This is a genomic window from Gramella jeungdoensis, from assembly GCF_023805255.1.
Lineage (GTDB): Bacteria > Bacteroidota > Bacteroidia > Flavobacteriales > Flavobacteriaceae > Christiangramia > Christiangramia jeungdoensis.
The window spans coordinates 1-22,489 of record NZ_JAMSCK010000002.1; the positions used below are offsets into that span (position 1 = coordinate 1).

Annotated in this window: 26 protein-coding genes; 22 read left to right on the plus strand and 4 right to left on the minus strand. The window is 37.3% G+C overall.

Annotated elements, in window-relative coordinates:
- The first annotated feature begins 164 nt into the window (after nt 1–164).
- The 3 genes from NE848_RS04150 (at nt 165) to NE848_RS04160 (ending at nt 3,229) form a co-directional block, all read left to right on the plus strand.
- Nucleotides 165–1,178: a hypothetical protein gene (locus tag NE848_RS04150; protein ID WP_252110960.1), complete on the plus strand. Its 1,014-nt coding sequence runs from the start codon at nt 165–167 to the stop codon at nt 1,176–1,178.
- A gap of 172 nt (nt 1,179–1,350) precedes the next feature.
- Nucleotides 1,351–1,671 (plus strand): hypothetical protein, encoded by a 321-nt coding sequence (locus tag NE848_RS04155; RefSeq protein WP_252110961.1) that lies wholly within the window; start codon nt 1,351–1,353, stop codon nt 1,669–1,671.
- Between the two features lie 175 nt (nt 1,672–1,846).
- On the plus strand, nt 1,847–3,229 hold the full coding sequence (locus NE848_RS04160) for a S41 family peptidase (RefSeq protein ID WP_252110962.1): 1,383 nt from the start codon (nt 1,847–1,849) through the stop codon (nt 3,227–3,229).
- Nucleotides 3,230–3,406: 177 nt separating this feature from the next.
- On the opposite strand, the gene NE848_RS04165 is transcribed toward NE848_RS04160, so the two are convergent.
- Nucleotides 3,407–4,084 carry a class I SAM-dependent methyltransferase gene (locus NE848_RS04165; RefSeq protein ID WP_252112103.1) on the minus strand — a complete coding sequence of 226 codons (678 nt, stop codon included), beginning with the start codon at nt 4,082–4,084 and terminating at the stop codon, nt 3,407–3,409.
- 236 nt (nt 4,085–4,320) lie between these two features.
- Here NE848_RS04165 and NE848_RS04170 point away from each other — a divergent pair, with 236 nt between their 5' ends.
- The 5 genes from NE848_RS04170 (at nt 4,321) to NE848_RS04190 (ending at nt 8,158) form a co-directional block, all read left to right on the plus strand.
- Nucleotides 4,321–4,794, plus strand: coding sequence for a cupin domain-containing protein (locus NE848_RS04170; protein ID WP_252110963.1), 474 nt, complete (start codon nt 4,321–4,323; stop codon nt 4,792–4,794).
- Between the two features lie 317 nt (nt 4,795–5,111).
- Complete coding sequence (locus tag NE848_RS04175; RefSeq protein ID WP_252110964.1) at nt 5,112–5,681, plus strand: hypothetical protein; 570 nt, start codon at nt 5,112–5,114, stop codon at nt 5,679–5,681.
- Between the two features lie 132 nt (nt 5,682–5,813).
- On the plus strand, nt 5,814–6,545 hold the full coding sequence (locus NE848_RS04180; RefSeq protein WP_252110965.1) for a hypothetical protein: 732 nt from the start codon (nt 5,814–5,816) through the stop codon (nt 6,543–6,545).
- Between the two features lie 259 nt (nt 6,546–6,804).
- Entirely contained in the window at nt 6,805–7,440 is a 636-nt protein-coding gene (locus NE848_RS04185; protein ID WP_252110966.1) for a class I SAM-dependent methyltransferase, read from the plus strand.
- 136 nt (nt 7,441–7,576) lie between these two features.
- Complete coding sequence (locus NE848_RS04190) at nt 7,577–8,158, plus strand: nuclear transport factor 2 family protein (protein WP_252110967.1); 582 nt, start codon at nt 7,577–7,579, stop codon at nt 8,156–8,158.
- 4 nt (nt 8,159–8,162) lie between these two features.
- Here NE848_RS04190 and NE848_RS04195 read toward each other — a convergent pair whose 3' ends face one another.
- The gene (locus NE848_RS04195; protein ID WP_252110968.1) at nt 8,163–9,044 is read right to left on the minus strand and encodes an alpha/beta hydrolase; all 882 of its coding nucleotides are present in this window, start codon (nt 9,042–9,044) and stop codon (nt 8,163–8,165) included.
- Nucleotides 9,045–9,210: 166 nt separating this feature from the next.
- Between NE848_RS04195 and NE848_RS04200 the strand changes: the two genes are divergently transcribed.
- The 14 genes from NE848_RS04200 (at nt 9,211) to NE848_RS04265 (ending at nt 20,407) form a co-directional block, all read left to right on the plus strand.
- Nucleotides 9,211–10,893: a tetratricopeptide repeat protein gene (locus NE848_RS04200; protein ID WP_252110969.1), complete on the plus strand. Its 1,683-nt coding sequence runs from the start codon at nt 9,211–9,213 to the stop codon at nt 10,891–10,893.
- A gap of 1 nt (nt 10,894) precedes the next feature.
- Complete coding sequence (locus tag NE848_RS04205) at nt 10,895–11,536, plus strand: SCO family protein (RefSeq protein WP_252110970.1); 642 nt, start codon at nt 10,895–10,897, stop codon at nt 11,534–11,536.
- Nucleotides 11,537–11,678: 142 nt separating this feature from the next.
- A complete protein-coding gene (locus NE848_RS04210; protein WP_252110971.1) occupies nt 11,679–12,656 on the plus strand; it encodes a hypothetical protein in 978 nt (325 codons plus the stop codon).
- A gap of 51 nt (nt 12,657–12,707) precedes the next feature.
- The gene (locus NE848_RS04215) at nt 12,708–13,169 is read left to right on the plus strand and encodes a hypothetical protein (protein ID WP_252110972.1); all 462 of its coding nucleotides are present in this window, start codon (nt 12,708–12,710) and stop codon (nt 13,167–13,169) included.
- Nucleotides 13,170–13,330: 161 nt separating this feature from the next.
- Entirely contained in the window at nt 13,331–13,804 is a 474-nt protein-coding gene (locus NE848_RS04220) for a YybH family protein (RefSeq protein WP_252110973.1), read from the plus strand.
- 495 nt (nt 13,805–14,299) lie between these two features.
- Nucleotides 14,300–14,755 (plus strand): hypothetical protein, encoded by a 456-nt coding sequence (locus NE848_RS04225; protein WP_252110974.1) that lies wholly within the window; start codon nt 14,300–14,302, stop codon nt 14,753–14,755.
- 207 nt (nt 14,756–14,962) lie between these two features.
- Nucleotides 14,963–15,190, plus strand: a complete 228-nt coding sequence (locus NE848_RS04230; protein ID WP_252110975.1) for a hypothetical protein — start codon at nt 14,963–14,965, stop codon at nt 15,188–15,190.
- Nucleotides 15,191–15,209: 19 nt separating this feature from the next.
- A complete protein-coding gene (locus NE848_RS04235) occupies nt 15,210–15,929 on the plus strand; it encodes a hypothetical protein (RefSeq protein ID WP_252110976.1) in 720 nt (239 codons plus the stop codon).
- 14 nt (nt 15,930–15,943) lie between these two features.
- A complete protein-coding gene (locus NE848_RS04240) occupies nt 15,944–16,411 on the plus strand; it encodes a hypothetical protein (protein WP_252110977.1) in 468 nt (155 codons plus the stop codon).
- The gene (locus tag NE848_RS04245) at nt 16,408–16,905 is read left to right on the plus strand and encodes a hypothetical protein (RefSeq protein ID WP_252110978.1); all 498 of its coding nucleotides are present in this window, start codon (nt 16,408–16,410) and stop codon (nt 16,903–16,905) included. The genes NE848_RS04240 and NE848_RS04245 overlap by 4 nt, the downstream gene beginning before the upstream one ends.
- A 123-nt stretch (nt 16,906–17,028) precedes the next feature.
- Nucleotides 17,029–17,451, plus strand: a complete 423-nt coding sequence (locus NE848_RS04250) for a hypothetical protein (RefSeq protein ID WP_252110979.1) — start codon at nt 17,029–17,031, stop codon at nt 17,449–17,451.
- A 190-nt stretch (nt 17,452–17,641) separates the two neighbouring features.
- Complete coding sequence (locus NE848_RS04255; protein ID WP_252110980.1) at nt 17,642–18,166, plus strand: GNAT family N-acetyltransferase; 525 nt, start codon at nt 17,642–17,644, stop codon at nt 18,164–18,166.
- A gap of 220 nt (nt 18,167–18,386) precedes the next feature.
- On the plus strand, nt 18,387–18,737 hold the full coding sequence (locus NE848_RS04260; RefSeq protein WP_252110981.1) for a DUF2200 domain-containing protein: 351 nt from the start codon (nt 18,387–18,389) through the stop codon (nt 18,735–18,737).
- Between the two features lie 278 nt (nt 18,738–19,015).
- A complete protein-coding gene (locus NE848_RS04265) occupies nt 19,016–20,407 on the plus strand; it encodes a vanadium-dependent haloperoxidase (protein WP_252110982.1) in 1,392 nt (463 codons plus the stop codon).
- Nucleotides 20,408–20,486: 79 nt separating this feature from the next.
- Here the strand turns inward: NE848_RS04265 and NE848_RS04270 are convergent, their stop codons facing one another.
- Nucleotides 20,487–21,227 (minus strand): LytR/AlgR family response regulator transcription factor, encoded by a 741-nt coding sequence (locus NE848_RS04270; protein WP_252110983.1) that lies wholly within the window; start codon nt 21,225–21,227, stop codon nt 20,487–20,489.
- On the minus strand, nt 21,214–22,377 hold the full coding sequence (locus tag NE848_RS04275; protein ID WP_252110984.1) for a sensor histidine kinase: 1,164 nt from the start codon (nt 22,375–22,377) through the stop codon (nt 21,214–21,216). The genes NE848_RS04270 and NE848_RS04275 overlap by 14 nt, the downstream gene beginning before the upstream one ends.
- Between the last annotated feature and the right edge of the window lie 112 nt (nt 22,378–22,489).

The window sequence follows — 22,489 nt, forward strand, 5'->3', positions numbered from 1 at the left end:
AATGCCATCAAACTATACAATGAAATAAGATTACATTTATCTTTAGACTATCAAACACCTAATGCGGTACACCAAAATGCAGCGTAAAAATCAAGTTTAACCTGTAGCCGTATTCCAGGACGAGACATATTACAGAAATTTTCAAAAACACGATAAAAATTTAAATGGCAGTATTAAACCAGTTTCAACAATACTCTCAAGGAGAAAATACAGTAACGAATAATGTTCTTTTAATGCTTTCAAATCTATATGAAATAAATCCAAAGTATTACGAAGAATATATAAGAGGATTAACCGAAGATTCAGATAATTACGAAGTTATTCCAACTTTCCTCCAACAATTTAATAATAGAGGTGATGGATTCATAGATGGACATATTCAAATAAAGGCTTCAAAAATAATTATTGAAACTAAACTTCACGGACTCGAATGGATTGATAAATTATTGAAATATTCCAAAAGCTTTGACCATAATGAATACAAACTATTATTCCATTTAAGTTCATCTAAATATCCACAAAGTGATATAGAAAAGATAAACACAAGATTAAAGAATGGCGGATTAAAAGGGAAAGTCAATTTTCACTCAATTACTTATCAGGACTTAGTTGATCAACTTAAAGAACTAGCAAAGAATTACACATACGAACAATATCTTCAAAGATTAAATGAACATTTTGAAGCTTATTGTTTAGGAATGGGATTAATGCCTAGAAGTAGTCACATACTACGTGCAATGGCTTGCGGTCAATCATTTGATCTTAACGTTAAACATAAATTCTATTTTGATCTGGCCTCAAGAGGCTATAGTGATTTTAATTATCTCGGAATCTACAAATGGAAATCAGTAAGGTATATTGGAAAAGTTGAAAATGTGATTGTTGCAAACTGGGATGAAACAGAAGGTTTAGAAGTTTTAGATAAGAAGTTTGATATAACTAAAGATCAGGAGAACAGGTTAATAGATGCTATTAAAGAATCAATAGAGAATGGCTGGGGAGTCGATAATGATCATAGGTTTTTCTTACTTAAAGATTTTGAAGAAACTGATTTTAATAAAACATCACCAGGCGGAATTTTTAGAGTAAGATTTTTTAATCTAGAGGATTATTTTGATGAAGTTCCCAAGAATATGAAAGAATTAGCATTGCAATTAAAAACAAAGTCTTGGGAGTAATACGCAGCACAACAACGCATAAATCAAAATAACCGGCAATCTTAGAAAGAAAATAATTAACCTGGTCAACAAACCAGTATTAAACCGGTTTGTTACCCTACTCCAGTGAATAAAAAAGCAATCCTGTATTGCCAGGTAAGAAATAAAGAATTTTAAATTAAAACAGAGAAATATGTTAGGACTACTTTTACTTTACTGGATAGGTAAATATTACTACCAACTGGCAGAAAAATACAACAGGAATCACTGGGGTTTTGCAATTCTAGGGATAATTACCTATTACTTTGGAGTTATGTTATTTGGTTTGATAATAGGGGTTATAGTAGAGATCATTGCGCCGGGATACATTGAAAATATGAATGATATCGCCTTAAATTTTATAATCATGCCATTCGGAATACTGAGCACCTACTCGCTCTATAAACTCATCGAAAACAGGTGGAAAGATAAGTATAGCTTCCAGCAGCCTGACAATAAGATCGAGATAGAATAAATAAAAGCTTTCCCGCACGGTAGCCGGCACCGTTAGTAAGAAAATAATTAACTTGACCAACAACCAATACTAACCTGCCTGCCGTCAACCTGGATTAGGAGAAGCCGTTGTGCTTAATACTTTGAAACGCTTGCAACAACCTAAATTAAATTGCGTCTTTAACTAAAATCTAAAAATGAGATACAAACAACTATTTTTAATTTTAATCCTTCTCTTTCCGTTTTCCAACAATTATTCTCAAAGGCGGCAATTTTCAAAGAAAGAAGTTTTAGAAGATCTGGACACTTTAAAAACCTTACTGGAAAAAAGTCATTATAACTTATACGCGTATACTTCTAAAGAGAAATTTGATCAAAATTTTGAGAAAGTTGCCAAATCACTTAAAGAAGATTCCATTTCTCTAAAAGAAGCTGTCGGGACATTTCAAAAGGTAATTTCCAAAGCAAACACCGGTCACGCTGAAATCGATTTTCCAGCGGCATCTTATATAGCTTTTGCTCAACAGGGCGGAAAAATATTTCCTTTAGAAATCGCATTAGAAGATAGTAAAGCTTATATAAGAAAAAACTACTCAAACAATCCTGAAATTAAATCAGGATCAGAAATCTTAGAAGTAAATGGGAAAAGAATTAAAGATATTCTCTCCCTGATCTATCCGCATATTTCAGCAGAAAGACCTTACTTAAAAAAAGCAAAAATTGAATTCTGGTCCTTTCCAAGGCTGTACTGGCAGATTTTTGGAGAAGAAGAGCAATTTTCAATTTCAGTAAAAGAAAATAATCAAATAAAAGAATATAATCTCCAATCAGTTTCAGCCCTCGAAGCTTATGAATATAAAAGAAAAGATATTTTAAGCTCTGATAGAAAATTTAAATTCTACGGTAATACTGCTTATTTAAATCCTGGAAATTTTAGTGGAGACGAAAATGATTACCAAAAATTTATTGATTCAGCTTTTTCAGCAATAAACAAAAAATCCCCAGCAAATTTAATAGTAGACTTAAGGAATAATGCTGGTGGAAATAACTCTTTCAGTGATTACCTCATATCTTATTTCGCCAATAAACCATTTCAATGGAATTCAAGATTCAGTTTAAAAACAAGTGAATTCCTAAAACGGAATACCCGGAAAAATAATGATACTACTAATGCATATTTTCAGGAAATCTTAAAACATCAAAATGGAGAAGTCTTTCCATATTATTTTGAAGAAATGCAACCTATGGAATCGCAAAAAAGATATAAAGGCAATGTATTTACATTGATTAACAGACAATCATATTCTCAAGCTGCAGTAGCTGCATCTTTAATTCAGGATTATCAATTTGCTACTTTGGTAGGAGAAGAAACCGGTGACTTTCCTACACTCTATGCTTCATTATTTATTGTTGAATTACCGCATACTGGAACTCCCGTTAAAATCCCTAAAGGTTATATTGTGAGGGTTAATAAAAGTGAAAAGCCTGAAGGAGTGGTTCCCGAAATTCAAATAAATGACCACTTATTAGATGACAGGGATGAAATTCTTGATAGCCTATTGAAGAAATTGGGAAATTAAAGTGCTAAGCACCACACCGCATAACTCAAATAGGCGGCACCGCTAGGAAGAAAAGAATTAACCTGACCAGGAAACCAATACCAACCTGCCTGCCGGCAGGCAGGGCCGACATCCCGATAGCTATCGGGACCATAAAACATTCTTTTGTAGCATTCCAGAATGAAAAACGGCTAAGTATTACTGTATTCTATAAACACTGGTTTCAATAATTCCAGGATGTTCATCCGGACGCAGCTTTAGCAATGTGCTTTTCTCCAGTGCTTTAAAATGGAATGGTGCAGCCGAGATATCCAGTCCGCTTTGTTTTTTTAACCTGGTTCCCTGTCCTGAAATAATATCCCTGTTAGGCACAAAATCCCCATCAGGGATATGCTCGGTTAGAATAAGATATTTAAAATCGCGCAGTTTTTCCAGGATGGATTGTACCTCAGCATTCGATAAATGCTGCAACACCTGTCTCAGGATGGCAATATCCCCGGCAGGAATCGGATCTACCGCAATATCCAGGCAATGAAATTCCAGGTTTTCATCGTGGAAATTTTCAGTGTTATAGGCGATAAGCGGCTCTACAATATCCATTCCTGTATATTTTCCGGAATATTTCACCAGTTCCTTGCCGACGTTAAAATCCCCGCAACCCAGGTCGCATATAGTAGGAGGACTTTTAAATGAATTTAAAAAGGAGGCCACCACCTCGATATACGGGTGTATAAGCTGTGGATGATGGGACCCGGCGCCAGAATAGAATTCAGCATCATCAGCGCCCCACAGGTTCATGCTGTAGACCTGTTCCATCGCGGCTTTTGTGGGCCAGGGCTTCTTTGATCTTTTAACCGGCTTCTCTTTTTCCTTCATCAATAATGCATTGCCGCCGAAAGTTACGAATATCCTTGGTTCCAGGAAACAAAGATAAAGCAGGTTTTTGCAGCAGGGACTCATGACTATTGGCGTTAGAAATAAAATAAGTATCTTTCCTGAAAAAGGTCTCAGGCCGAGGTATCTGTTGCGGCAGCTTGCGATAATCGAGACCTATGTACGCAGGCCTTGAAATACGAATGAAGAAGGACAATGATTAATTTAAAAAGTATAAAATGAGAAATTCAGTTTTAATCCTGTTTGTTTTAGCCCCGCTGTTTTTATTTGCCCAAAATTCTGACTATAAGGTTTCCTCCTATCTTACTGAGGGTACAAAGGCACCAAATACGCATTACATTGGCGAAGCCTGGTTAAACCCCATAATTCACGATGATGCCGAACTGGGTTATAATATTACAAAAGCGACTTTTAGAGCTAACTCAACCCTGGACTGGCATAAGCACAGTTCTGTTCAGGTATTAATAATCGTTGATGGTGAAGCCTATTACCAGGAGAGAGGAAAAGATCCTGTAGTTCTAAAAGAAGGTGACGTAATTAGATGTGAGAAAGATACCGAGCACTGGCATTCTTCCACAGAATATAAGGATGTTACCTATCTGGCTTTGTATGGCGGTGAACAGCCCACAGAATGGACAGAAGTGTTAACCCAGGAATATTATGATAAGGTAGCCGAAAAGTTAAAAAAATAACTGTTCATCAGGCAGCCTGAGTACAATAATACATACCTCAAACAGGCGGCAGCTTTAGAAAGAAAATAAGTATCCACGTCATAGTTAAGTATCGGCATCCACCTGTGCCTGAAATATTATATTAAATCTGATTTTAGGGTGTAATGACTTTTAAGTCAGATAGTTAAGTGTTTTTAAGTTAAAAATGCTTAACTTAAACATTCCTAAGTTTTCCGCAGAAATTCCCTGCAGCTGTCGGAATCTTTCCCCACACGTCCAGCTTTGTGATATGACAGCCCTTGGGGCTTTGTATTTAATGAATACTTCAGCTTAATATTATGGGGAAATGGACATTAATACTACCTTTTTTTCTTTTCAATATTTCGGTAATTCAAAGCCAGATCATTGATAAATATTCGATTTCCGGAAAAGGAACCATGGACATTTTTACTGATACCTATTTTTCTGATTCCTTTTTTGAAGGAATCGATCTAAATATCTTTTCCAGATCTTATGTATATACCATAGGGTACTACGATGGAGAAGAGTATTTTAATGATTTTCTTTTCCCTAATTTCCCAGAAGAAAAGTTTTATCAATTCAACTTATTATTTGGAAAATATATTGACTTGCAACAACAGACTTTTAGAATTCGATATCAGGCTGGAATAGGAAGGTTTTGGGGAACTTTAAGAACTGATGAGTTAGATCCGGAGTTTGGTGATTTTAATGTTAACAAATATCTATCAGAAGAATTTTCAACGATTGGTTTTCCAGTTAAAATAGGAGGAAGATATATTCCTTTTAACTTTCTAAGTATGGGCGTAGATATACAGGCTAATCTGAACTCTGAAAGAGTAATAATCAGACCAATGTTGTGTCTGGACATTGGAAAATTAAAGGATTGAAGAAAAGTACTAAGCACCACAACGCATAACCCAAACAGGTCCAGGCCCTGGAAAGAAAATAATTATCTTTATAAGGGACTAGGTCTAAGCTTCCAATTCAATAATTTTTTGAATGTCAAAAATATTAGAGCAATGAAATCATTAAAAAAATTTCGAACCCAATGGGTTATAACAACGTCCCTGGGATATCTGCTGGGATTTTTATCTTTTATCTTAATCAGTGCAGTCGCCTCATCGATTGCTCCTGAGGCGATGGCCGATATCAATCGTGCAGATATACCCCAACAACTTGACCCTGAAAATCTTCCTGACTGGCTTGATCGCTCCACATATGAGGCTTTGTATTGGCATAATCTCTGGAAACATCTTATAATGTATCCTGTTTTTGGGGCATTACTGGGAAGTTTGCAGTCTTTGGTACTGAAAAAATATATTCTGAAAGTATGGCCCTGGATTTTGGCTTCCACCTTCGGATTTTTGATAATTATATCTGGTGAGCTTATTCAAAGGCATCTTGTTATGGGTCCGCATGCGGGACCGGTTGAGCCAATCTTTATCGTTTTAGGTGGAGGTGGTTTTATGGGACTTTTTCAATGGTACTGGTTGAAAACACAAAATATTACGGCTACTAAATGGCTGATATTATGGATTTCCGGAATAATCCTGGGAATTATTGTGGCTATAGCTTTTCTCATGGGTCTAGGTGCGTTGATTGGTGATGCTATAGCATCTCTCGAAGAAAATGCGCCAAAAGTTGCTTTCGGTATCGAGCTCGGACTTTTTGGAGCAGTTACCGGTGCGGTAGCAGGATGGATTAGTGCAAAACCTCTATTTCAGAAATTGTATGAAAAAGAGAACAGGTAGTCTTATCTAATCATTCCTAATGGATCGCAACATGAAAAAACAGAATACAAATTGCAGGCAGCATTAAAACATAAATAAACTTATCAGTACACCAGGTCTTAAGCCAGGTTGCCAATAACTAGCCTAAGCGTATCTTTTTCTATGTAAAAATCTATAAAACAGATAGTTATTCGTGGTTTTGGGCTCTAATTGAACAGATTTTATTAAATTATAAGTTGAAATTTTGAAATATCTAATGGAATAATCATATCCCGGGGAAATGAATTTACTGAAAGCAATAGGAAAGCAGATGAAATACCCTAGAGGGCTTTTAGGAAAGCTTGTGTTGTTGGTGATGACCAGATCTACTATTAAGGCGGGACGCTGGACGGTGAATCTTTTGGATATACAACCGGACGATGATATCATTGAAATAGGCTTTGGGAACGGTGCTAACATTCAGCTACTTTCACAACAGGCACCCGGGGGCAGCGTTACGGGAATAGAGGTTTCAGACACGGCAATGGAAATGGCTTCCAGAAAAAACGCCAAAAACATTTCAGAAGGCAAGGTGAAACTACATAAGACTTCAGGTAATGCACTCCCATTTAAAGACGGCTCATTTGACAAGGCATGTACGGTAGCCACGGCATATGTATTTGAAGATCCTGGAGAAGTATTTAAAGAAATGCACCGTGTGCTCAAACCCGCAGGAAGTGCAGCGGTGACCTTTCCTTTCCGCGAAAATTTCATGAAGTTTAAACCGGTTGAGGCAGAAAGGTTTCACCTGCATAAGCTTGCAGATCTCGAAAAGGCATTTCGTGATGCGGGTTTTGTCAACTGCAGAACTGAAAACAATGATCGGGTAAAATTTGGCGCTCATTGTATGCTTGGAGAAAAACCTGCCAGCAACTAAAATGAGGGATCCTGGAAGACATCAACAATAAATCAGGTCTAAGTCAGGTAAGGGTCCCTACAGCTCTAACTTGCGATAAATGGGACCGTGGTGATTAAACTGAACAAAGTATTTAGCTAACATAAAACCACTAATCATGAAACGGATATTACCTCTTTTAGTAATTTTAATAGTTAATATTAATGCTTATTCCCAGAAAGATAGTCTGTCATCGAATAGCCATCCTGAGAGGAATAAAGAGATTGCCCGCAATTTTTATCAGGACCTTTGGTTTACAGATAATACCGATAACTATATCGATTATGTTGCTGAGGAATATGTTGTTCATGATATAGGGGACCGAAAGGCAGTTACGGAACCTGCCATTGAGCAGAAAATAATAGCTGACCGCTTCTGGGATAATGGAACCTGGGATTCTAAAATCAATTACCAGATAGCTGAAGGAGATCTTGTGGCTACCCGTTGGGAGGCAACCTATAAACCTTCAACCTTTGTGGGAAAGATAATGTTTGATGCGGGTACAATTCCTATAATCAATGTTTTTAGGTTTAATGATGAAGGTAAGATTGTAGAGATATGGAATCATAGGCACGATATTGACACACCACAAACTATGAAATTCACTATCAAGGGATTATTGATTGGCTTATTAATAGCTCTGATCCCTACTATTATAGCTTTTCGCTTAAAAAGAAAATTAAAAGCACTTCAGAAATGAACAACTAGTTCATGTCTGAATCTAAAATTTTAGGTAATCCATGAATGATTGCAGTAGGCCAAACAGCATAATGTTTTTTATTTTCAAAAATTTTAAAGTTAACATTCAGTCCTTCGTAATTTCGATCCCTTAGAATTTTGGACATGCGCCTATTTGATTCAATTGTGGATTCAGAATCTCCGGTTCCAACAGCCAGGATTACATTTAAATCCAGTGTATCATTGTTGCCGGCATAATTATCTTCATACTCAAAGGCAATACCATTATGAAACCATTCATAAGGGGAGGAAACCAGTAAGTAGTTATTGAATAAATCAGGCCTGTTAAACATTAGATATGTCCCGAAAATACCGCCGCCAGACCATCCCATATATGTCCGGTCATTATTCACCTGATAATTATCTTCGACATAGGGAATTAATTCTTTGTCAATAAATTTGAGAAAGGCATCTGCTCCACCCCATTCAATTTCTGCTGCCCACGCCGGCCATCCGCCGGGTACCTGAGGATCAGAAACCGTAGAAAAATCCCGGGAACGTATTTGCATAATTCTCCCAAAATTTTGATCTCCCGGATATCCAATTCCAACAATAATAGCTGGAGATGTTGTACCGTCGATTACATTTGCGCGGCTTATTTCAACTGCCGTCCCAAATCCAAATCTTGCATCGGTGATATAAACAACCGGGTACTCCCTGGTTTCATCGTATGATTCGGGTAGCGCAACAGATATTAAGAATGTATCCTTGACCTCTTCTGAGTATAATTCAGTATTAATGGTCCAGGGTATGGTCGCATTTTTCTGCGCAAAGGTATTTGATGTTAGAATTAATTGAAGAGCAAAGACAATTATAACTTTGTGTTTAAAACTAAGTCCATTTTTCATAATTAAGCTATTGGCCGGTTAGTGTATCCCTAAAAATAAAAAAAATGTGAAAGAACGCAGAACAATGTCGATCAGGGTGCAATATGTGGTATTTTAAATAACTGTAAGCCAGTTTTTTGAGTCTGGTGAACTAAAAGTATTAGGGGAAATTATCGTAACTTATAGAATGAAATATTCTATAAATACACTACTCTATTTAGGGACTATTTGTTGTTTTTTACTTTCTTCCTGTAAAGACAACAACACGAGTCCTGATTTATCATCCATAAATCTACAAAGAGGTGAGCTTAAGCTTTGCGGGAATGGTCAATTTGGAGAGGTCAATTTTTCTGAATTCTGTAGTTATGAAACAAGAGAAACCTTTAATCTTGCCATTTCTTTACTCCATTCCTTTGAATATTTAGAGGCAGAAAAAGCATTTGTGAAGCTTATAGATGAAGACCCGGAATGCGCAATGGCATATTGGGGGGTAGCCATGAGCATTTATCACGGATTATGGGCTCCTCCCGATCAATCTGTTTTAGAAAAAGGGGCAAAACTTATTGCAATTGCCGAAAAGCTTCCCAAATCCAAAAAATCGGAGCAATATATAGAAGCTATAGGTGCTTTCTATAAAAACTGGGAGACATTAGACCATCAGACCCGAAAAGAAAAGTATGCTCAAAAAATGTTGGAAATGTATCAGAAAAATAAAAATGATACAGAAGTCGCTGTTTTTTATGCTCTGGCTTTAAGAGCTTCCGCTTTACCTTCAGATAACTCTTTGTCAAAACAACGCGAAGCTGGAAAAATACTGGAAGAGTTGTTTAAGGAAGAACCCAACCATCCGGGAATTGCCCATTATATAATACATTCCTATGATTATCCAGAATTAGCACCACTGGGATTAAGCACAGCGAGGCGATATGCAGATATTGCTCCAAATTCAGCCCATGCGCAGCATATGCCGTCGCATATATTTACCCGTTTAGGCCTTTGGGATGAATCTATTAGTACAAATCTTAAATCAGTTGAATCTGCAATTTGTTATGCAGAAAGTATTGCTCCCGGTGCTCATTGGGATGAAGAAGTACACGCTATGGGATATTTAGTGTATGCGTATTTGCAGATAGGAAATAATAAACTTGCTTACCAGCAATATGACTATCTCAAAACTTTTAAAGAAGTATTCCCTGCAAACTTTAAAATTGCCTACACCGCCGCAGCTATTCCTTCGCGTTTGGCAGTTGAAAATAAAAATTGGGAAGAAGCGGCCAATCTTGAGTTACCACAAAAATTAGAGATCGAATGGGCAGATTTTCCGTGGCAATCGTCGCTATTACATTTTGCAAAGGCATTAGGGTATATTCACTTAGATAAATTAGATTTTGCTCAAAAAGAACTGGACATTTTGTATTCTTCCAAACAGAAACTGGAGAATATAAAAGATAGTTATAAAGCAAACCAGGTTGCTATTCAAATTAAAACCATTGAAGCCTGGATACAATTAAAAAAAGGTAATACTGACACCGCTTTATCACTAATGATTTCTGCGGCAGAAATGGAAAGTAAAACTTCCAAACATCCTGTGACACCAGGCGAGATATTACCTGCAGATGAACTTTTAGCTGATATGCTTCTCACCCTGAACCAACCAGAAAAGGCTTTAAAGATATATGAACTCAATTTGGAAAGACGTCCTAATAGGTTCAATGGACTTTATGGTGCGGCAACCGCTGCAAAGAAATCTGGTGATTTAGAAAAAGCCAGATTCTATTTTGAAAAATTAATTACCCAGACTGAAAAATATAATTCTGAAAGAGTTGAAATCAAAGAGGCAAAAGAATTTCTGGAGCATAATTTCGTATAAGATGAAAATCAGTAAAGCATATTTTTTCATTCTATTAATGATCATTTATTTTTCCCTGTCTTGTGATCAATCTTTAAACAAAGAACTTCCTGTTTATAATCCATCTGATTTTAATCCGGAACTGGTTGATATTAGTTTACAAAACAAAAAGGAGGACCATACAGTTTTGGATTTTGAATTGATAAATCAAAACGGAGAATTAATAACTCAAGATCATTATAAAGACAAAATTTATATAGTTGATTTCTTTTTTACAAGTTGTCCAAGTATTTGCCCAATAATGACTACTAACATGGCTAAACTTCAAAACAAATTTTACAATGAGAATGATGTCATGTTTTTATCAATATCGGTAACACCTAATATGGATAGCATCCCTGTATTAAAGAAATACGCGATCGAACAAGGTGTAATAGATTCAAAATGGAATATCACCACCGGAAACAAAAAACATATTTATGAACTGGCCAGGAAAAGTTATTTTGCCGCTGTAGATCAGGGAGATGGTGGGGTTCAGGATTTTATTCACACTCCATACTTTATACTGGTAGATAAGAAAAAACGAATACGTGGAGTTTATGATGGTACGAAAGATATAGAAGTAGAACGACTTGAAAGGGATATTAAAATTTTGACTAACTAATTTGAAGCTAGCGGGCACAACAATGGTTCTTCGCAAACAGGCGGCACCGTTAGAAAGAAAATAATTATCTTCACGCAACAAACCAGGTCTAAGCCAACATCCCCACAATAATGCTTTCTCGCAAACATTGAGGGGAATTAAAATGAAGACAAAAATCCAAATATTGATTATTTTTCTTCTGACTTCCTGTATGTCAACGGGAGAGAAAAACAGGGGTGCTTTAATATCACCTTCCAGTATAACTTTGAAAGAAGAACAAAGCAGCCTCATCAGGCCTTTATTCCACAAAGAAAATAATGATCTTAAGTTTTCTAAGTCAGTACTGAAAAAGGAACCTTCCAGCAATGAGTATTATGATCGTAAATCTAAAGTAGATTCCATCAACAATTTAATCGAGATTTCAATAGAAACTTCCAAATATGTTACGAAAACAAATATTGAACTCAGCGGTTCATTGATAGGATGGAATAATAAAATTCTAGTAGAAACCAGCAAAGATTTGGCCTTCATTGCCTGGATAAGTGAGCCATTTTCTAATTCCAATCCTGGACCAAATGAGATGAATCCAAATCATCGTTTTGAATTACATCTCAAGATCATTGACCTGCCAAAGGATGAAGTTGTATTCAATGACATGATCTATTCTACTGATTGTTGCATTGACCGACTTAGTATGAAGTACAACCATATCAATAATAGCATTCTGTTTGCATACAATGATTTCAGTAAGCCAGACAGTGAATATTTAATGTACGGATTCATTGAACTCGCAGATAATGTCCCAAAGAGGAAAGAGTTAAATCCAAAAGAAATTATACTCCAGGATAAATCAGAAAAAAGATGGCCCAAGTTTGTGAAGAATAACAATGATGTATTCCTATACCATACTTCGGGAGACAAGTGGAGTTTCTTTGAATATACGGGCATGCAACAAATTGGGATTTCAAGAATTGACAGGAATAATCATGTGACAGACTATAGGATTATAGCTGATTCATTGCCGATCAATGAAGAACTTTTACTAATAGATGACACCTTGTTCTACAGAGTGGAAAACACCAGGCGATATGATGAAATGCTTATAAAAAAAATAGCAACTAAAGACCTGGTACAATATTGATACCACCTCCAGCAATGTTTAACTTAAACAGTCATTACCCTTAGAATAAAAATGATGGAAATTAAACCACTTCAGGGAATAGGAATGATCAAATTTGGAATGACCGAAAAGGAACTCAAGGAGGTGCTGGGAGATCCTACCAACAGGAAGTCAACTTTATTTCCAGCTAACAATTCTGAAAGTATTGATCTGGAGTACGCGCATCTTGGACTGCAGTTTCATTTAACGACAGAGAACAACTTAAGGCTCGAATCTATAAGATTTAATAATCCGGACCACAGCTTATTTGGTGAGTATCCAATAGGACAGGAAGCTTCATTCCTGAACAAGGAGTGTATAAAACGAAATCTGCCAGACCTACAATTGGAATATGAGTATATTCAACCGGGGAAAGATGTCTATTATTCTGAAGAAAAGGGAGTTTTAATTTATAGTGAAGGAGGTGTAATTACATCCATAGTATTGTTTCCCCAGTACGACGCGAGTGGAGAAAACATTATCTGGCCGGGTTAAATTATTGGTTTTAGCAATGGATAACTCAAACAGCCGATGACCTTAAAAAGAAAATAATTAAATTCACAAACAAGTTGGGTCCAAGCAGGCATCCGGATAACTATTGATACCCTGGGATTAATATTCTAAATACGACTATTAAATCAAATAAATATTTACTTATGAAAAACGCTACTTTAGTATTTCTATCGCTATTTTTTATAATTGGCTGTTCTGAAAATAAAAAAGAACAAAAAAGTGAGACAGAAATAAAAAAAGAAGTTTTAGCTGCTTTTAATTCGATGTATGATACTTACGCTAAAGGAACTGATGAGTATTTCCAATATTATGAAGAGGATTTTATAAGAGTTGTTCCTTCAGGTAAAATTACCAGCGGAATTGAAAAGCCGAAGAAGGAATGGAATGAATATTTAAAAGGACATTCCTTATACATTGAAAGTTACAGTGAACCTGAATTGGTGATCAGTGAAGACCAGGTGATCACCATTGGAGATTTTGTAGAGTATTTTATAGATAAGGAAACGAATGACAGTACATACAACCGTGGAGTCTATATAGCTGCCTGGGAAGAGCAGGAGGACGGATCCTGGAAAATAAGTATGGATACCTGGCATGCCGGACTGGATCAGGAATGATTCCGGTAATATACGTGCCTGTACCAGGCCTTCTATAACCGTGACCGTTAGCAACAGGGATAAAACAGATAACTAAAAAAACCGAAATGGAAAATATTTCAGCAATAACGGCACTAATAGCTGTTTCAATTTTTTTAATAAGCTTTTTTATTTATTGGAGGATTATGCGGTATTATAGCAGGAAAGAATTGGGTGAAAAGATGTATAAACAATGGAATGCAAGACTCTATTTTTGGCAGGGCGCGGTATTCACCAGTACTGGAGTGACATTTCTAATAATATTTATTTTAAAATGGACCAATGTTCTGACTTTTTAGAAGTTAAAGACAACTAAAATTAATTGGATTCAATCAACCTTCGGAAGTGACTTCAGATATACCACGTCTGGATCATAACCTATGCAGGTTCCTGAAAGCTTTAATTTGTACTTAACCCTAAACCTTAGCCATAATTCTTAAAATGATAATTAGCTTCTTAATTTTAGCCGGAATAATTTTGACATTAATTCTTTACCTGTTCATTTCCAGAAATAGAAGTCTGAAAAAAATAAAAAATGAAACCGATGAAATTCTCTTAGCCCATAAGAATATTGGTTTTCCCGAAATTGAGAAGACCATCCAACTTAAAATAATGACCACTGGAGACCTCACTCCTATAGCAGAACTAATCCCTGCGTACAGAAATAGAGATGCTCCTTTAAAATTGCTAAAACATTATATAACTATTTCGAAAAAGGAACTTGCCGAACATTTAAAGGAATCGGGCTTTATTGAAAAACAAAAAATTGAGAACGCTCCGGGTGCTAAACATGACGGTATCTGGTTGCAGGGAAACAGGATCATAGAACAGGAAAAAGGATATGTACACCGAAGCTGGGACGTTAAAAATGAAGACCAGGCCGCAGAAATTTATTGCGATTTATTGTGGCAGAAAATAAAATCCAACTACTAAGACAACAAGGGACTAACAGATAGTCTCTGGCGAAAGATGAATGGAATCCAACAAGGTGTTATTAAACAGGTGAGACCGTTAGAAATAAAATAATTAACTTCGTCTGCAAACATGCCTTTAATCTGGTATTCTCTACAGTTGATGAGGTTATATTTAAAGAACAAGCTTATACCTGTACTGATCAAAAAGTTTAACTTTTTGATTTTGATGCTTTTACTTTGCGCCTGCCAGGAAAAGCCAGTCAATGATAAGGTCGGCTATCAACGGGTGCTGGATGCCGTCTTTTCAGAAACGGGAATCACTCCGCAACTGGAAAGAATGGTGGCTTACGAAATTATTGGAGATATGAATTTTAATAGAGCCGTTGAATTGAACAGGATCTTTATTAAGAAGGAAGAATATCTGGCTACAGGTAAACAATTTCAGCAAAAATAAACGGAGAAATAAATTAGAAATGAGAAAGATTTTTACAATTCTATTATTGGCGGTAGCCGCTCAGATAAATGCTCAGAGCTTTGAGGGAACCTTAACCTACACGGTGGATTTTGAACTTAGTGAAAAGATGCTTGATATGGGGCTCACCAGGGAAATGATGAAATCCCGAATGGAAGCTGAAGGCACCTGGGCAGATACTGTAAGCACCTCCTATAAGGACGGATTTTACAGGCAGCTTAATCTTTCTCCTGAAAGATCCTGGCTTGTTTACAGACCCGATGATAAAAAACTATACACTTTCCAGGAAAAGGAGGTTTCAGATATTTGTATAGTGACCGACACATCCATAGACCAGGAATACGAAATGACAGGAGAAATGCCAACTCTTACCTTACTGGATACTATAGTGGAGTATAAAGATTATACATTGGAAACAGTTAAAGTAGAATGGAAATCTGGCACCTATTATTACCTTTTTGACAAAGAACATTTTAAAGTTGATCCCGAAAATTTCAGGGGCCATATCTATGATGCCTTCTATGACTTTCTCAAAATTTCCGGATCTCTGCCGATTAGGATCGTAAAGGAAGCAGGCGGTATGATGAGTGTCAACATGGATCTGGTTGATGCCTCAGAAAGTGAGATAGATGAATCAATATTTGAAATTCCTGAACTTATAGAAGATGAAGAATTAAATTCCTTAAGTATGGGTACAGGAAAAATGATGAGAGTCAAATAACTGTTACTACTTAAATGGAAGAAATAAAAGCAGTATTAAGTTCTATCTCTTTCTGGTTCTATGAAAAGTACCGGCTAAGGAAATTCCAGGGGGTCTCCAGACCCGGGCATATTGAAGACAGCAAAAGAAATGAGGAGTTTTACCGGAAACTTGAAAAACATATGCTTCCGTTTCTGGAGAAAAGGAACTTTTCTAAACTCAAAAAGAGAATATTCATCTGTGAAAAACCCCGGTCGGTCTCTTATATCCATTTCGCCCTTAACAATCAACTGAATGGGTTAGTAGTGGACTATGGTGATATTTTCCTAGAAAATAAAACCAGGCAGGAGCTCTTAGATCGAATTAAATATGACTCCGGAAGCAAAAGATTAAAACCAGATTTCTGGAAATACGATTATAATTATCCGGTTAGAAAGACAAAAAGATTTGATGAAGCTCTTATAAAGGAAATTGAAGAGTTGATTAAAGAGAAGATCGAATGAAGATAAAAACACTTATTCTGATTTTAGGTCTGGCTGGGTTCGGATTTCTTAGTTTGGAGGGAAAAGATCCTGGACCTGGCGATGAGAAAAGCGAGGAAATCGTGAGGTCCGTTCAGGATACATTAACCTGGGTTCATTTAAAGGACAGTCTTAAGGTAAAGGGTACTGCTGTCATAGTTTTAAGGCCGGATAGCCTGAGATTTGATTATTACCTGAAATCTGGAGATGAATGGATCTATGAAGTAGATTCCGATTTCGGGTTTGGAATTACCAAAGCACTTGGTTCTTTTCAGTATCCCGGGATCTCTAAATTCTATACCGATAAAAGATTTATTGAACTGGAGGATTGTAAGGCCTGTCCCATGGCAATAGATCGGGATAGCATTGACTACGGCTTGATTCTCACCGCCCCGGAGAGGAATGTTCGAATAGATGAGAATATCTTCGGGATGGAATATTACCTGGAGATCTTCAATGAGTATTTCAGGAATTAGAGAGCCTGGCCTTTCCTGGACCTTTTAGGTAAAATAATTATCTTTATGGAAACCTGGATTTACCTAAGAGTTCAATTTCTGCACGCCCTTTGTGTTGCCTTTTAAAATCCGGATAAGAAGAAAATGAATGAGTTAAAAATCTTCTATAAAAATCTGAGTTTGGGATTATTTCTTTTAGTGGTAATTAGTTGCTCAGAAAAACATACTTCAGATCCAATAAAGACTTATCAATATTGGTCCAATTCAGATGCCCCAAAAGAAATCAAATTAATTAAAGGGGAATACTGGCAATCTTCCAATTGGACAAATGAATATATTATGAGTTTAAAACTAAAGCCGCCAGGAAAATGGTGGGATAGTTTTGTAGAACAAAATGATTTGGTCCCGTCAAAGAAAGAATGGACTAAGCCATCGGGCTTGGCAAAATGGTTTAAACCCTCTGAGAATTCCATTGAATTTAAAATTGAAGGAGAATTTGATCAAGACTCCAGATACTTTTGTGATTATAAAACCGGGATATGTTATATCTATGAGATTCAATTATAACCTTCAAAGATGCTTAATTTGAATAAAAAACACACAGCAGGAAATGACCGTGATGACGAATTCGCAGGAAGGATGAATTTTTTGACTAAATTCAGGAATAAATCTGTTCCGGAAGACATGGCCTAATCTGCTAACTTATGTTAAGTGAGACTAAGTAAAAATCATATTATTTTTCACTTTAATTAAACAGATGAAACCATTTGAATTGTTAAGTACTTCAAGGACCATCATTCGAAGATTTCAACCGGCGGACAGGGATAAGCTGGTTGAGTTGCTTTGCGATAGATCTGTAACCCGGTATATGGTTTTTCCGGAAGAAACTCTGACAGAAGATGGTGCTTCTGAGCTTCTTGAAACCACTATCAATTCCTACGAAACTGAAAAACCCTTATTAGCTTATGCGGTCGCGCAAAAGAAAGATGATGGTCTTATAGGGGTATCGGGTTACCATCCTCTGAGTAATAACGAAATTGAAGTTTTCTATGCCTTTCTGCCAGAGTATTGGGGAAAAGGTTTTGCAACTGAGATTTTAATAAGACTCACAAATTATGTATTTGAAAATGGAGATTATGCTGCGATTGTAGCTCCGATCACTAGAGCTAATAAAGCATCCATCAGGGTTGCAGAAAAAGCTGGTTTCACGAATCACGGTCTGCAGCAACATCCAGACTATGATGATTTAGTCTTTATGTTCAAAAAAGAGAAAACTACCTGATATACACTGCCAAAAGCCGACAGCCTTAGAGAGATTAAATTACTTCGCCATTAAACGGGCCTTTAGTGAGCCCCCTGATGTTGCCGAAAAGACTAAAAATTTGCATTCCCCTTATTATTTGTCAGGATTATTGGATCCGGTCAAAACTGTGATTATAGATATAAATTACTGCTACGAATTAAAATCACTAAATTGTAGTTGTTAATCATCTTGAATCATTATGAAAAAGCACAGGATATTTACAACTGCATTTTCAAGTGTTTACCCGCATTATATTACTAAAGCAGAGAAAAAAGGTAGGACAAAAGAAGAGGTTGATACCATTATTCGATGGCTTACAGGATATGACCAGGAATCATTGCAGGAACACCTCGATAAGAAAACAGACTTTGAAACTTTCTTCGAAGAGGCTCCACAAATTAATCCGAATGTCTCAAAGATTAAGGGTGTGATCTGCGGTTATCGCGTGGAAGAGATTGAAGACGAACTCATGCAGAAAATCCGGTACCTGGATAAGCTGATTGATGAATTGGCGAGGGGAAAGAAAATGGAGAAAATTTTAAGGGAATAAATCAGTAATGAAACCAGGGCAATCTTAAGTGCCATTAAAAAGTAGCCGGTAAGGCATAACTTAACCAGGGCGCATCATATCCCAATATTCAGAAAGCAAATAAAATTCTTATCCTTTCGATCATAGGATGAAATATTCCTTTGTTTTCAGTTTAACTGCTCAAAAGAACTGTCTGTCCTTACACACGGCCAATCTGCCTCTAAAGTAATTTCTCCGTTCATCCGTGGCCTACATTTATTTGGTTAAACCTTCCTTATTAGGATCAATTGTAAAATATTATGAAAACAAAATTTCACATTCTGTTAGCCCTGATTCTATTCAGCCTTTTATTCTCATGCTCTGAAGATGAAATACCGCCTGATGCAACAGACGAAGCTTCTTTGTCGGGGGATCTATCGCTCAAGAACTTTAACTATGGGATGATCAAATCTTATGACAGCGAAACCATTTTTAAATGGAATGAATTGCTGGGGTCTTTTATTGACGAGAAGTTACCCATCCCCCTGGAAGCTAAAATATATGCGATGTTCACCATAAGCATGCATGATGCCCTGAACAACGTAGTACCGGTGTATGAGACCTATGCATTAGGCAATAACGAGGTAGATGCGAGCGACATTTCAAAAAAGAACATTACACAAATCGCCGATGCTGCAGTTTCACAAGCGGCAAGGGATATGATGGCTGCTTTATCTCCGGCCAGCACGGTAGCCGCAGATGCTTTACTGAACGAAGTTCTTTCTTCGATCCAGGAAGTTGATCTCAAAGAGAAAGGTGTGGAGATCGGTAAACTGGCGGCGCAGGCCATGCTGCAAAAAAGACAGGGCGATTTCCCTTTTCTGTTTACTTCTTACACTGCGCCCAGTAGCGAGCCAGGTGTTTATCAGGCTAATTTCCCGCCTTATATGCTTCCTGGTCCTGTGTGGCCGGCGAATGCGGTATATGTACCTAATTTAGGTGATTTGACTCCCTTTGGAATTGAATCGAGTGATCAGTTTATGGGGGGAGCTCCTTATCCTGTTACTTCCCGGGAGTACGCCGATGATTATAACGAAATAAAGGCAGTAGGATGTGCCAACTGTACCGCGAGGACTCCTGAACAAACCGAAATAGGCGAGTTTTGGATAGAGAACATGGCAAGTTCTATAAACCGACTGGCCAGGACCTTAATTTTACAATATGACCTTGATGGATGGGAAGCAGCAAGACTGATCGCACTTCTGGAAATGGGTGTAATGGACTCTTTCATCGCTTCATTCAGGGAAAAGGCTGAATTCGTTTTCTGGGCGCCTATAACCGCTATAAGGGCAGGAGATACTGACGGGAATCCTGAAACCACAGGTGATGCCACCTGGAATTCGATGAAGCCTACTCCACCGGTGTTTGAATTTCCCTCCACCCAGGCCTACGGCTCCGGGGCGGCTTCGGAGATATTCAGAATGTTTTTCAAAAAAGATGAAATAAACTTTAGCGTCACAAGTCCATACAAACTTCCGGGAGTGGAAAGGTCATTTTCCAGTTTTTCCGAATATTCGACAGAACAGTCAGAGGCCAGGATCTTTCTGGGGCATCACTTCAGGCACTCGGTTGAGGTAGGAGAGCAGCACGGTATAGAACTGGGAAGCTATGTTTTTGAGAACAATTTCCGAAAGTTGAAAAAAGTTAAATAGAAATTTGTACGATAAATTCCTCAGTATGTTATTAGGATTGAACCTGTGTGTTTCTTTAAACGTACAGGTTCAATATTTTTTAGGAAAGCCGGGAATCCATTGTTTTTAGAAAATGATTCAGGTAAAACTTTCCAATGGGCAGTTCCTTTTTATGGATCTCCACCAGTTCATGGGTATAAGATTTGATCTTATTGACAGGAACTATGAAAGACCTGTGAATGCGAACAAATTCATTTTTATTGATCAAAGCCTCTATAGAAGATATGGTTTGCCTGCACAGATGCATCTTATCCTGGGTAAAAATCTTCACATAATCTTTCGCGCTTTCAATGTAGAGGATCTCATCCAGAACAATCCTTACCTGCCTCCTGTCTATACGAAGGTAAATAGAATCGACCCCCAATTTTCTTTCAGATTCAACGGGCTCCCCGGAATACAGTACATTTTCATAGTCTGGCAGGGCTTTATGTACAGCCTTTAGAAAACGGTCAAAACGTATGGGTTTCAGGAGATAATCTACAGCATCCAGCTCAAAGCCATCCCAGGCATATTCTTTATAAGCCGTAGTGAAAATCACCTTTGGTGGATTTTTAAGTGATTGCATCAGTTCGGTGCCCAGCAGCTCCGGCATCCTGATGTCCAGGAAAAGTATGTCAACTTCGTTGGATTGCAGGAATACAAAGGCGTCTATGGCGTTGCTGCATTCACCCACCAGATCCAGAACCGGTAATTTTTCAAAATAGCGCCTCAGCACATCTCTTGCCATCGGTTCATCGTCTACAATGAGGCATCTTGGCTTGATGTTTTCATTCGGTTTCATATTCCAGCAGGGGTTTGCTTTCTACCTTGGTTTCCACAGTCTCTGTTGTCTTTAATTCAATAGTGAGGTTGACAATAAAAACATCAGTATCTTCTTTAATTTCCAGAGTGTGCCTGTCAGGATATAATAGTTCTAATCTTCGTCTAACATTTTCAATCCCGGTTCCTATTCGTTCGTCTTCCGATACAACTTTGGCCTTCCTTCCATTCATTAATTTTATCGAGAAGGTATCCTGGTTTAATTCAGCTTTTATATTGATCCAGGGTTTGTTGATCATTTTGCTCGCACCATGTTTAAAGCAGTTTTCTACCAGAGGAAGTAAAAGCAATGGAGCAATAATCCTGTTTTTTACATTAGTTGGAAAAGAATAGTGCAGATCGAGCTTCTGGTCATACCTGATCTTCTCCAGGTTGAGATAATCTACTATCATTTGCAGTTCATTTTCTAGGGGAACCCAGTCCTTTTTACCCTCGTCCAAGATGTATCGAAGTATATGCGAAAGTTCCATAATCATTTTCGCGCTTTTGGGAGATTCTTCCTGTGCCTGCGAGTAAATATTGTTAAGGGTGTTGAACATAAAGTGAGGATGAACCTGGGCCATAAGCAGTCGCAATTGAGCCTCAGAGTTCTGTTGTTGTAACTGCTGGTTGCGCAAAGATTTTAAATAATAATGCTTGAACATCTTAAAACTCGATGCCAAAGCGAGTGCGGTAAGCAATCCCAATATACTGCCAAGATAGGCCATGAATAATTTTTGAGGAAAGGTGCTGGTTGTTAAAAAGAGGTCGGCATTGGGGATCCATGGCATTTTAGACCACGGAATGAATATCAGAATAAAGGCATTAACTGTGATGCCAACCAGATAAAAGATACAGAACCAGAAAAAGGCACGACCGTATTTTTGCTTAAAAACAAAACGTGGCAGTATAAAATATAGAGCGGGATAAACAATAAATGTCTGGGGAAAGAGGAAAAAGAAAGTTTCGACTACAGTTTTCCAAAAATCGGGAAATCTTCCCGTTGTCTGGTACACCATAGGATTAAAATAGCGGGTAATAGTAAAATAACCGCCCCATAAGAACCAGAAAAACAGGTGCCGCCATAGGCGATAACCTTTCTTATCGGATAATATAAATTCCCTGACTGACATCCATGCCACAATTTTTACTTAAATGTATTGATATAATGCTCAGGTTTTGATCTTTCACTACAGAAATAGAATAAACCGGGACATACATAAATATATCTGCGACAAAAAAATT

What these genes read in the sequence shown, in the direction of transcription:
- NE848_RS04185 (WP_252110966.1), top strand. Translation starts at nt 6,805, where the DNA reads ATGAATTTACTGAAAGCAATAGGAAAGCAGATGAAATACCCTAGAGGG.
- NE848_RS04250 (WP_252110979.1), top strand. Translation starts at nt 17,029, where the DNA reads ATGAATGAGTTAAAAATCTTCTATAAAAATCTGAGTTTGGGATTATTT.
- NE848_RS04175 (WP_252110964.1), top strand. Translation starts at nt 5,112, where the DNA reads ATGGGGAAATGGACATTAATACTACCTTTTTTTCTTTTCAATATTTCG.
- NE848_RS04240 (WP_252110977.1), top strand. Translation starts at nt 15,944, where the DNA reads ATGGAAGAAATAAAAGCAGTATTAAGTTCTATCTCTTTCTGGTTCTAT.
- NE848_RS04195 (WP_252110968.1), bottom strand. Translation starts at nt 9,044, where the DNA reads ATGAAAAATGGACTTAGTTTTAAACACAAAGTTATAATTGTCTTTGCT.
- NE848_RS04265 (WP_252110982.1), top strand. Translation starts at nt 19,016, where the DNA reads ATGAAAACAAAATTTCACATTCTGTTAGCCCTGATTCTATTCAGCCTT.
- NE848_RS04275 (WP_252110984.1), bottom strand. Translation starts at nt 22,377, where the DNA reads ATGTCAGTCAGGGAATTTATATTATCCGATAAGAAAGGTTATCGCCTA.
- NE848_RS04220 (WP_252110973.1), top strand. Translation starts at nt 13,331, where the DNA reads ATGAAAAACGCTACTTTAGTATTTCTATCGCTATTTTTTATAATTGGC.
- NE848_RS04160 (WP_252110962.1), top strand. Translation starts at nt 1,847, where the DNA reads ATGAGATACAAACAACTATTTTTAATTTTAATCCTTCTCTTTCCGTTT.
- NE848_RS04270 (WP_252110983.1), bottom strand. Translation starts at nt 21,227, where the DNA reads ATGAAACCGAATGAAAACATCAAGCCAAGATGCCTCATTGTAGACGAT.
- NE848_RS04245 (WP_252110978.1), top strand. Translation starts at nt 16,408, where the DNA reads ATGAAGATAAAAACACTTATTCTGATTTTAGGTCTGGCTGGGTTCGGA.
- NE848_RS04215 (WP_252110972.1), top strand. Translation starts at nt 12,708, where the DNA reads ATGATGGAAATTAAACCACTTCAGGGAATAGGAATGATCAAATTTGGA.
- NE848_RS04165 (WP_252112103.1), bottom strand. Translation starts at nt 4,084, where the DNA reads ATGAAGGAAAAAGAGAAGCCGGTTAAAAGATCAAAGAAGCCCTGGCCC.
- NE848_RS04210 (WP_252110971.1), top strand. Translation starts at nt 11,679, where the DNA reads ATGAAGACAAAAATCCAAATATTGATTATTTTTCTTCTGACTTCCTGT.
- NE848_RS04255 (WP_252110980.1), top strand. Translation starts at nt 17,642, where the DNA reads ATGAAACCATTTGAATTGTTAAGTACTTCAAGGACCATCATTCGAAGA.
- NE848_RS04190 (WP_252110967.1), top strand. Translation starts at nt 7,577, where the DNA reads ATGAAACGGATATTACCTCTTTTAGTAATTTTAATAGTTAATATTAAT.
- NE848_RS04180 (WP_252110965.1), top strand. Translation starts at nt 5,814, where the DNA reads ATGAAATCATTAAAAAAATTTCGAACCCAATGGGTTATAACAACGTCC.
- NE848_RS04200 (WP_252110969.1), top strand. Translation starts at nt 9,211, where the DNA reads ATGAAATATTCTATAAATACACTACTCTATTTAGGGACTATTTGTTGT.
- NE848_RS04260 (WP_252110981.1), top strand. Translation starts at nt 18,387, where the DNA reads ATGAAAAAGCACAGGATATTTACAACTGCATTTTCAAGTGTTTACCCG.
- NE848_RS04150 (WP_252110960.1), top strand. Translation starts at nt 165, where the DNA reads ATGGCAGTATTAAACCAGTTTCAACAATACTCTCAAGGAGAAAATACA.
- NE848_RS04230 (WP_252110975.1), top strand. Translation starts at nt 14,963, where the DNA reads ATGCTTTTACTTTGCGCCTGCCAGGAAAAGCCAGTCAATGATAAGGTC.
- NE848_RS04155 (WP_252110961.1), top strand. Translation starts at nt 1,351, where the DNA reads ATGTTAGGACTACTTTTACTTTACTGGATAGGTAAATATTACTACCAA.
- NE848_RS04205 (WP_252110970.1), top strand. Translation starts at nt 10,895, where the DNA reads ATGAAAATCAGTAAAGCATATTTTTTCATTCTATTAATGATCATTTAT.
- NE848_RS04170 (WP_252110963.1), top strand. Translation starts at nt 4,321, where the DNA reads ATGAGAAATTCAGTTTTAATCCTGTTTGTTTTAGCCCCGCTGTTTTTA.
- NE848_RS04235 (WP_252110976.1), top strand. Translation starts at nt 15,210, where the DNA reads ATGAGAAAGATTTTTACAATTCTATTATTGGCGGTAGCCGCTCAGATA.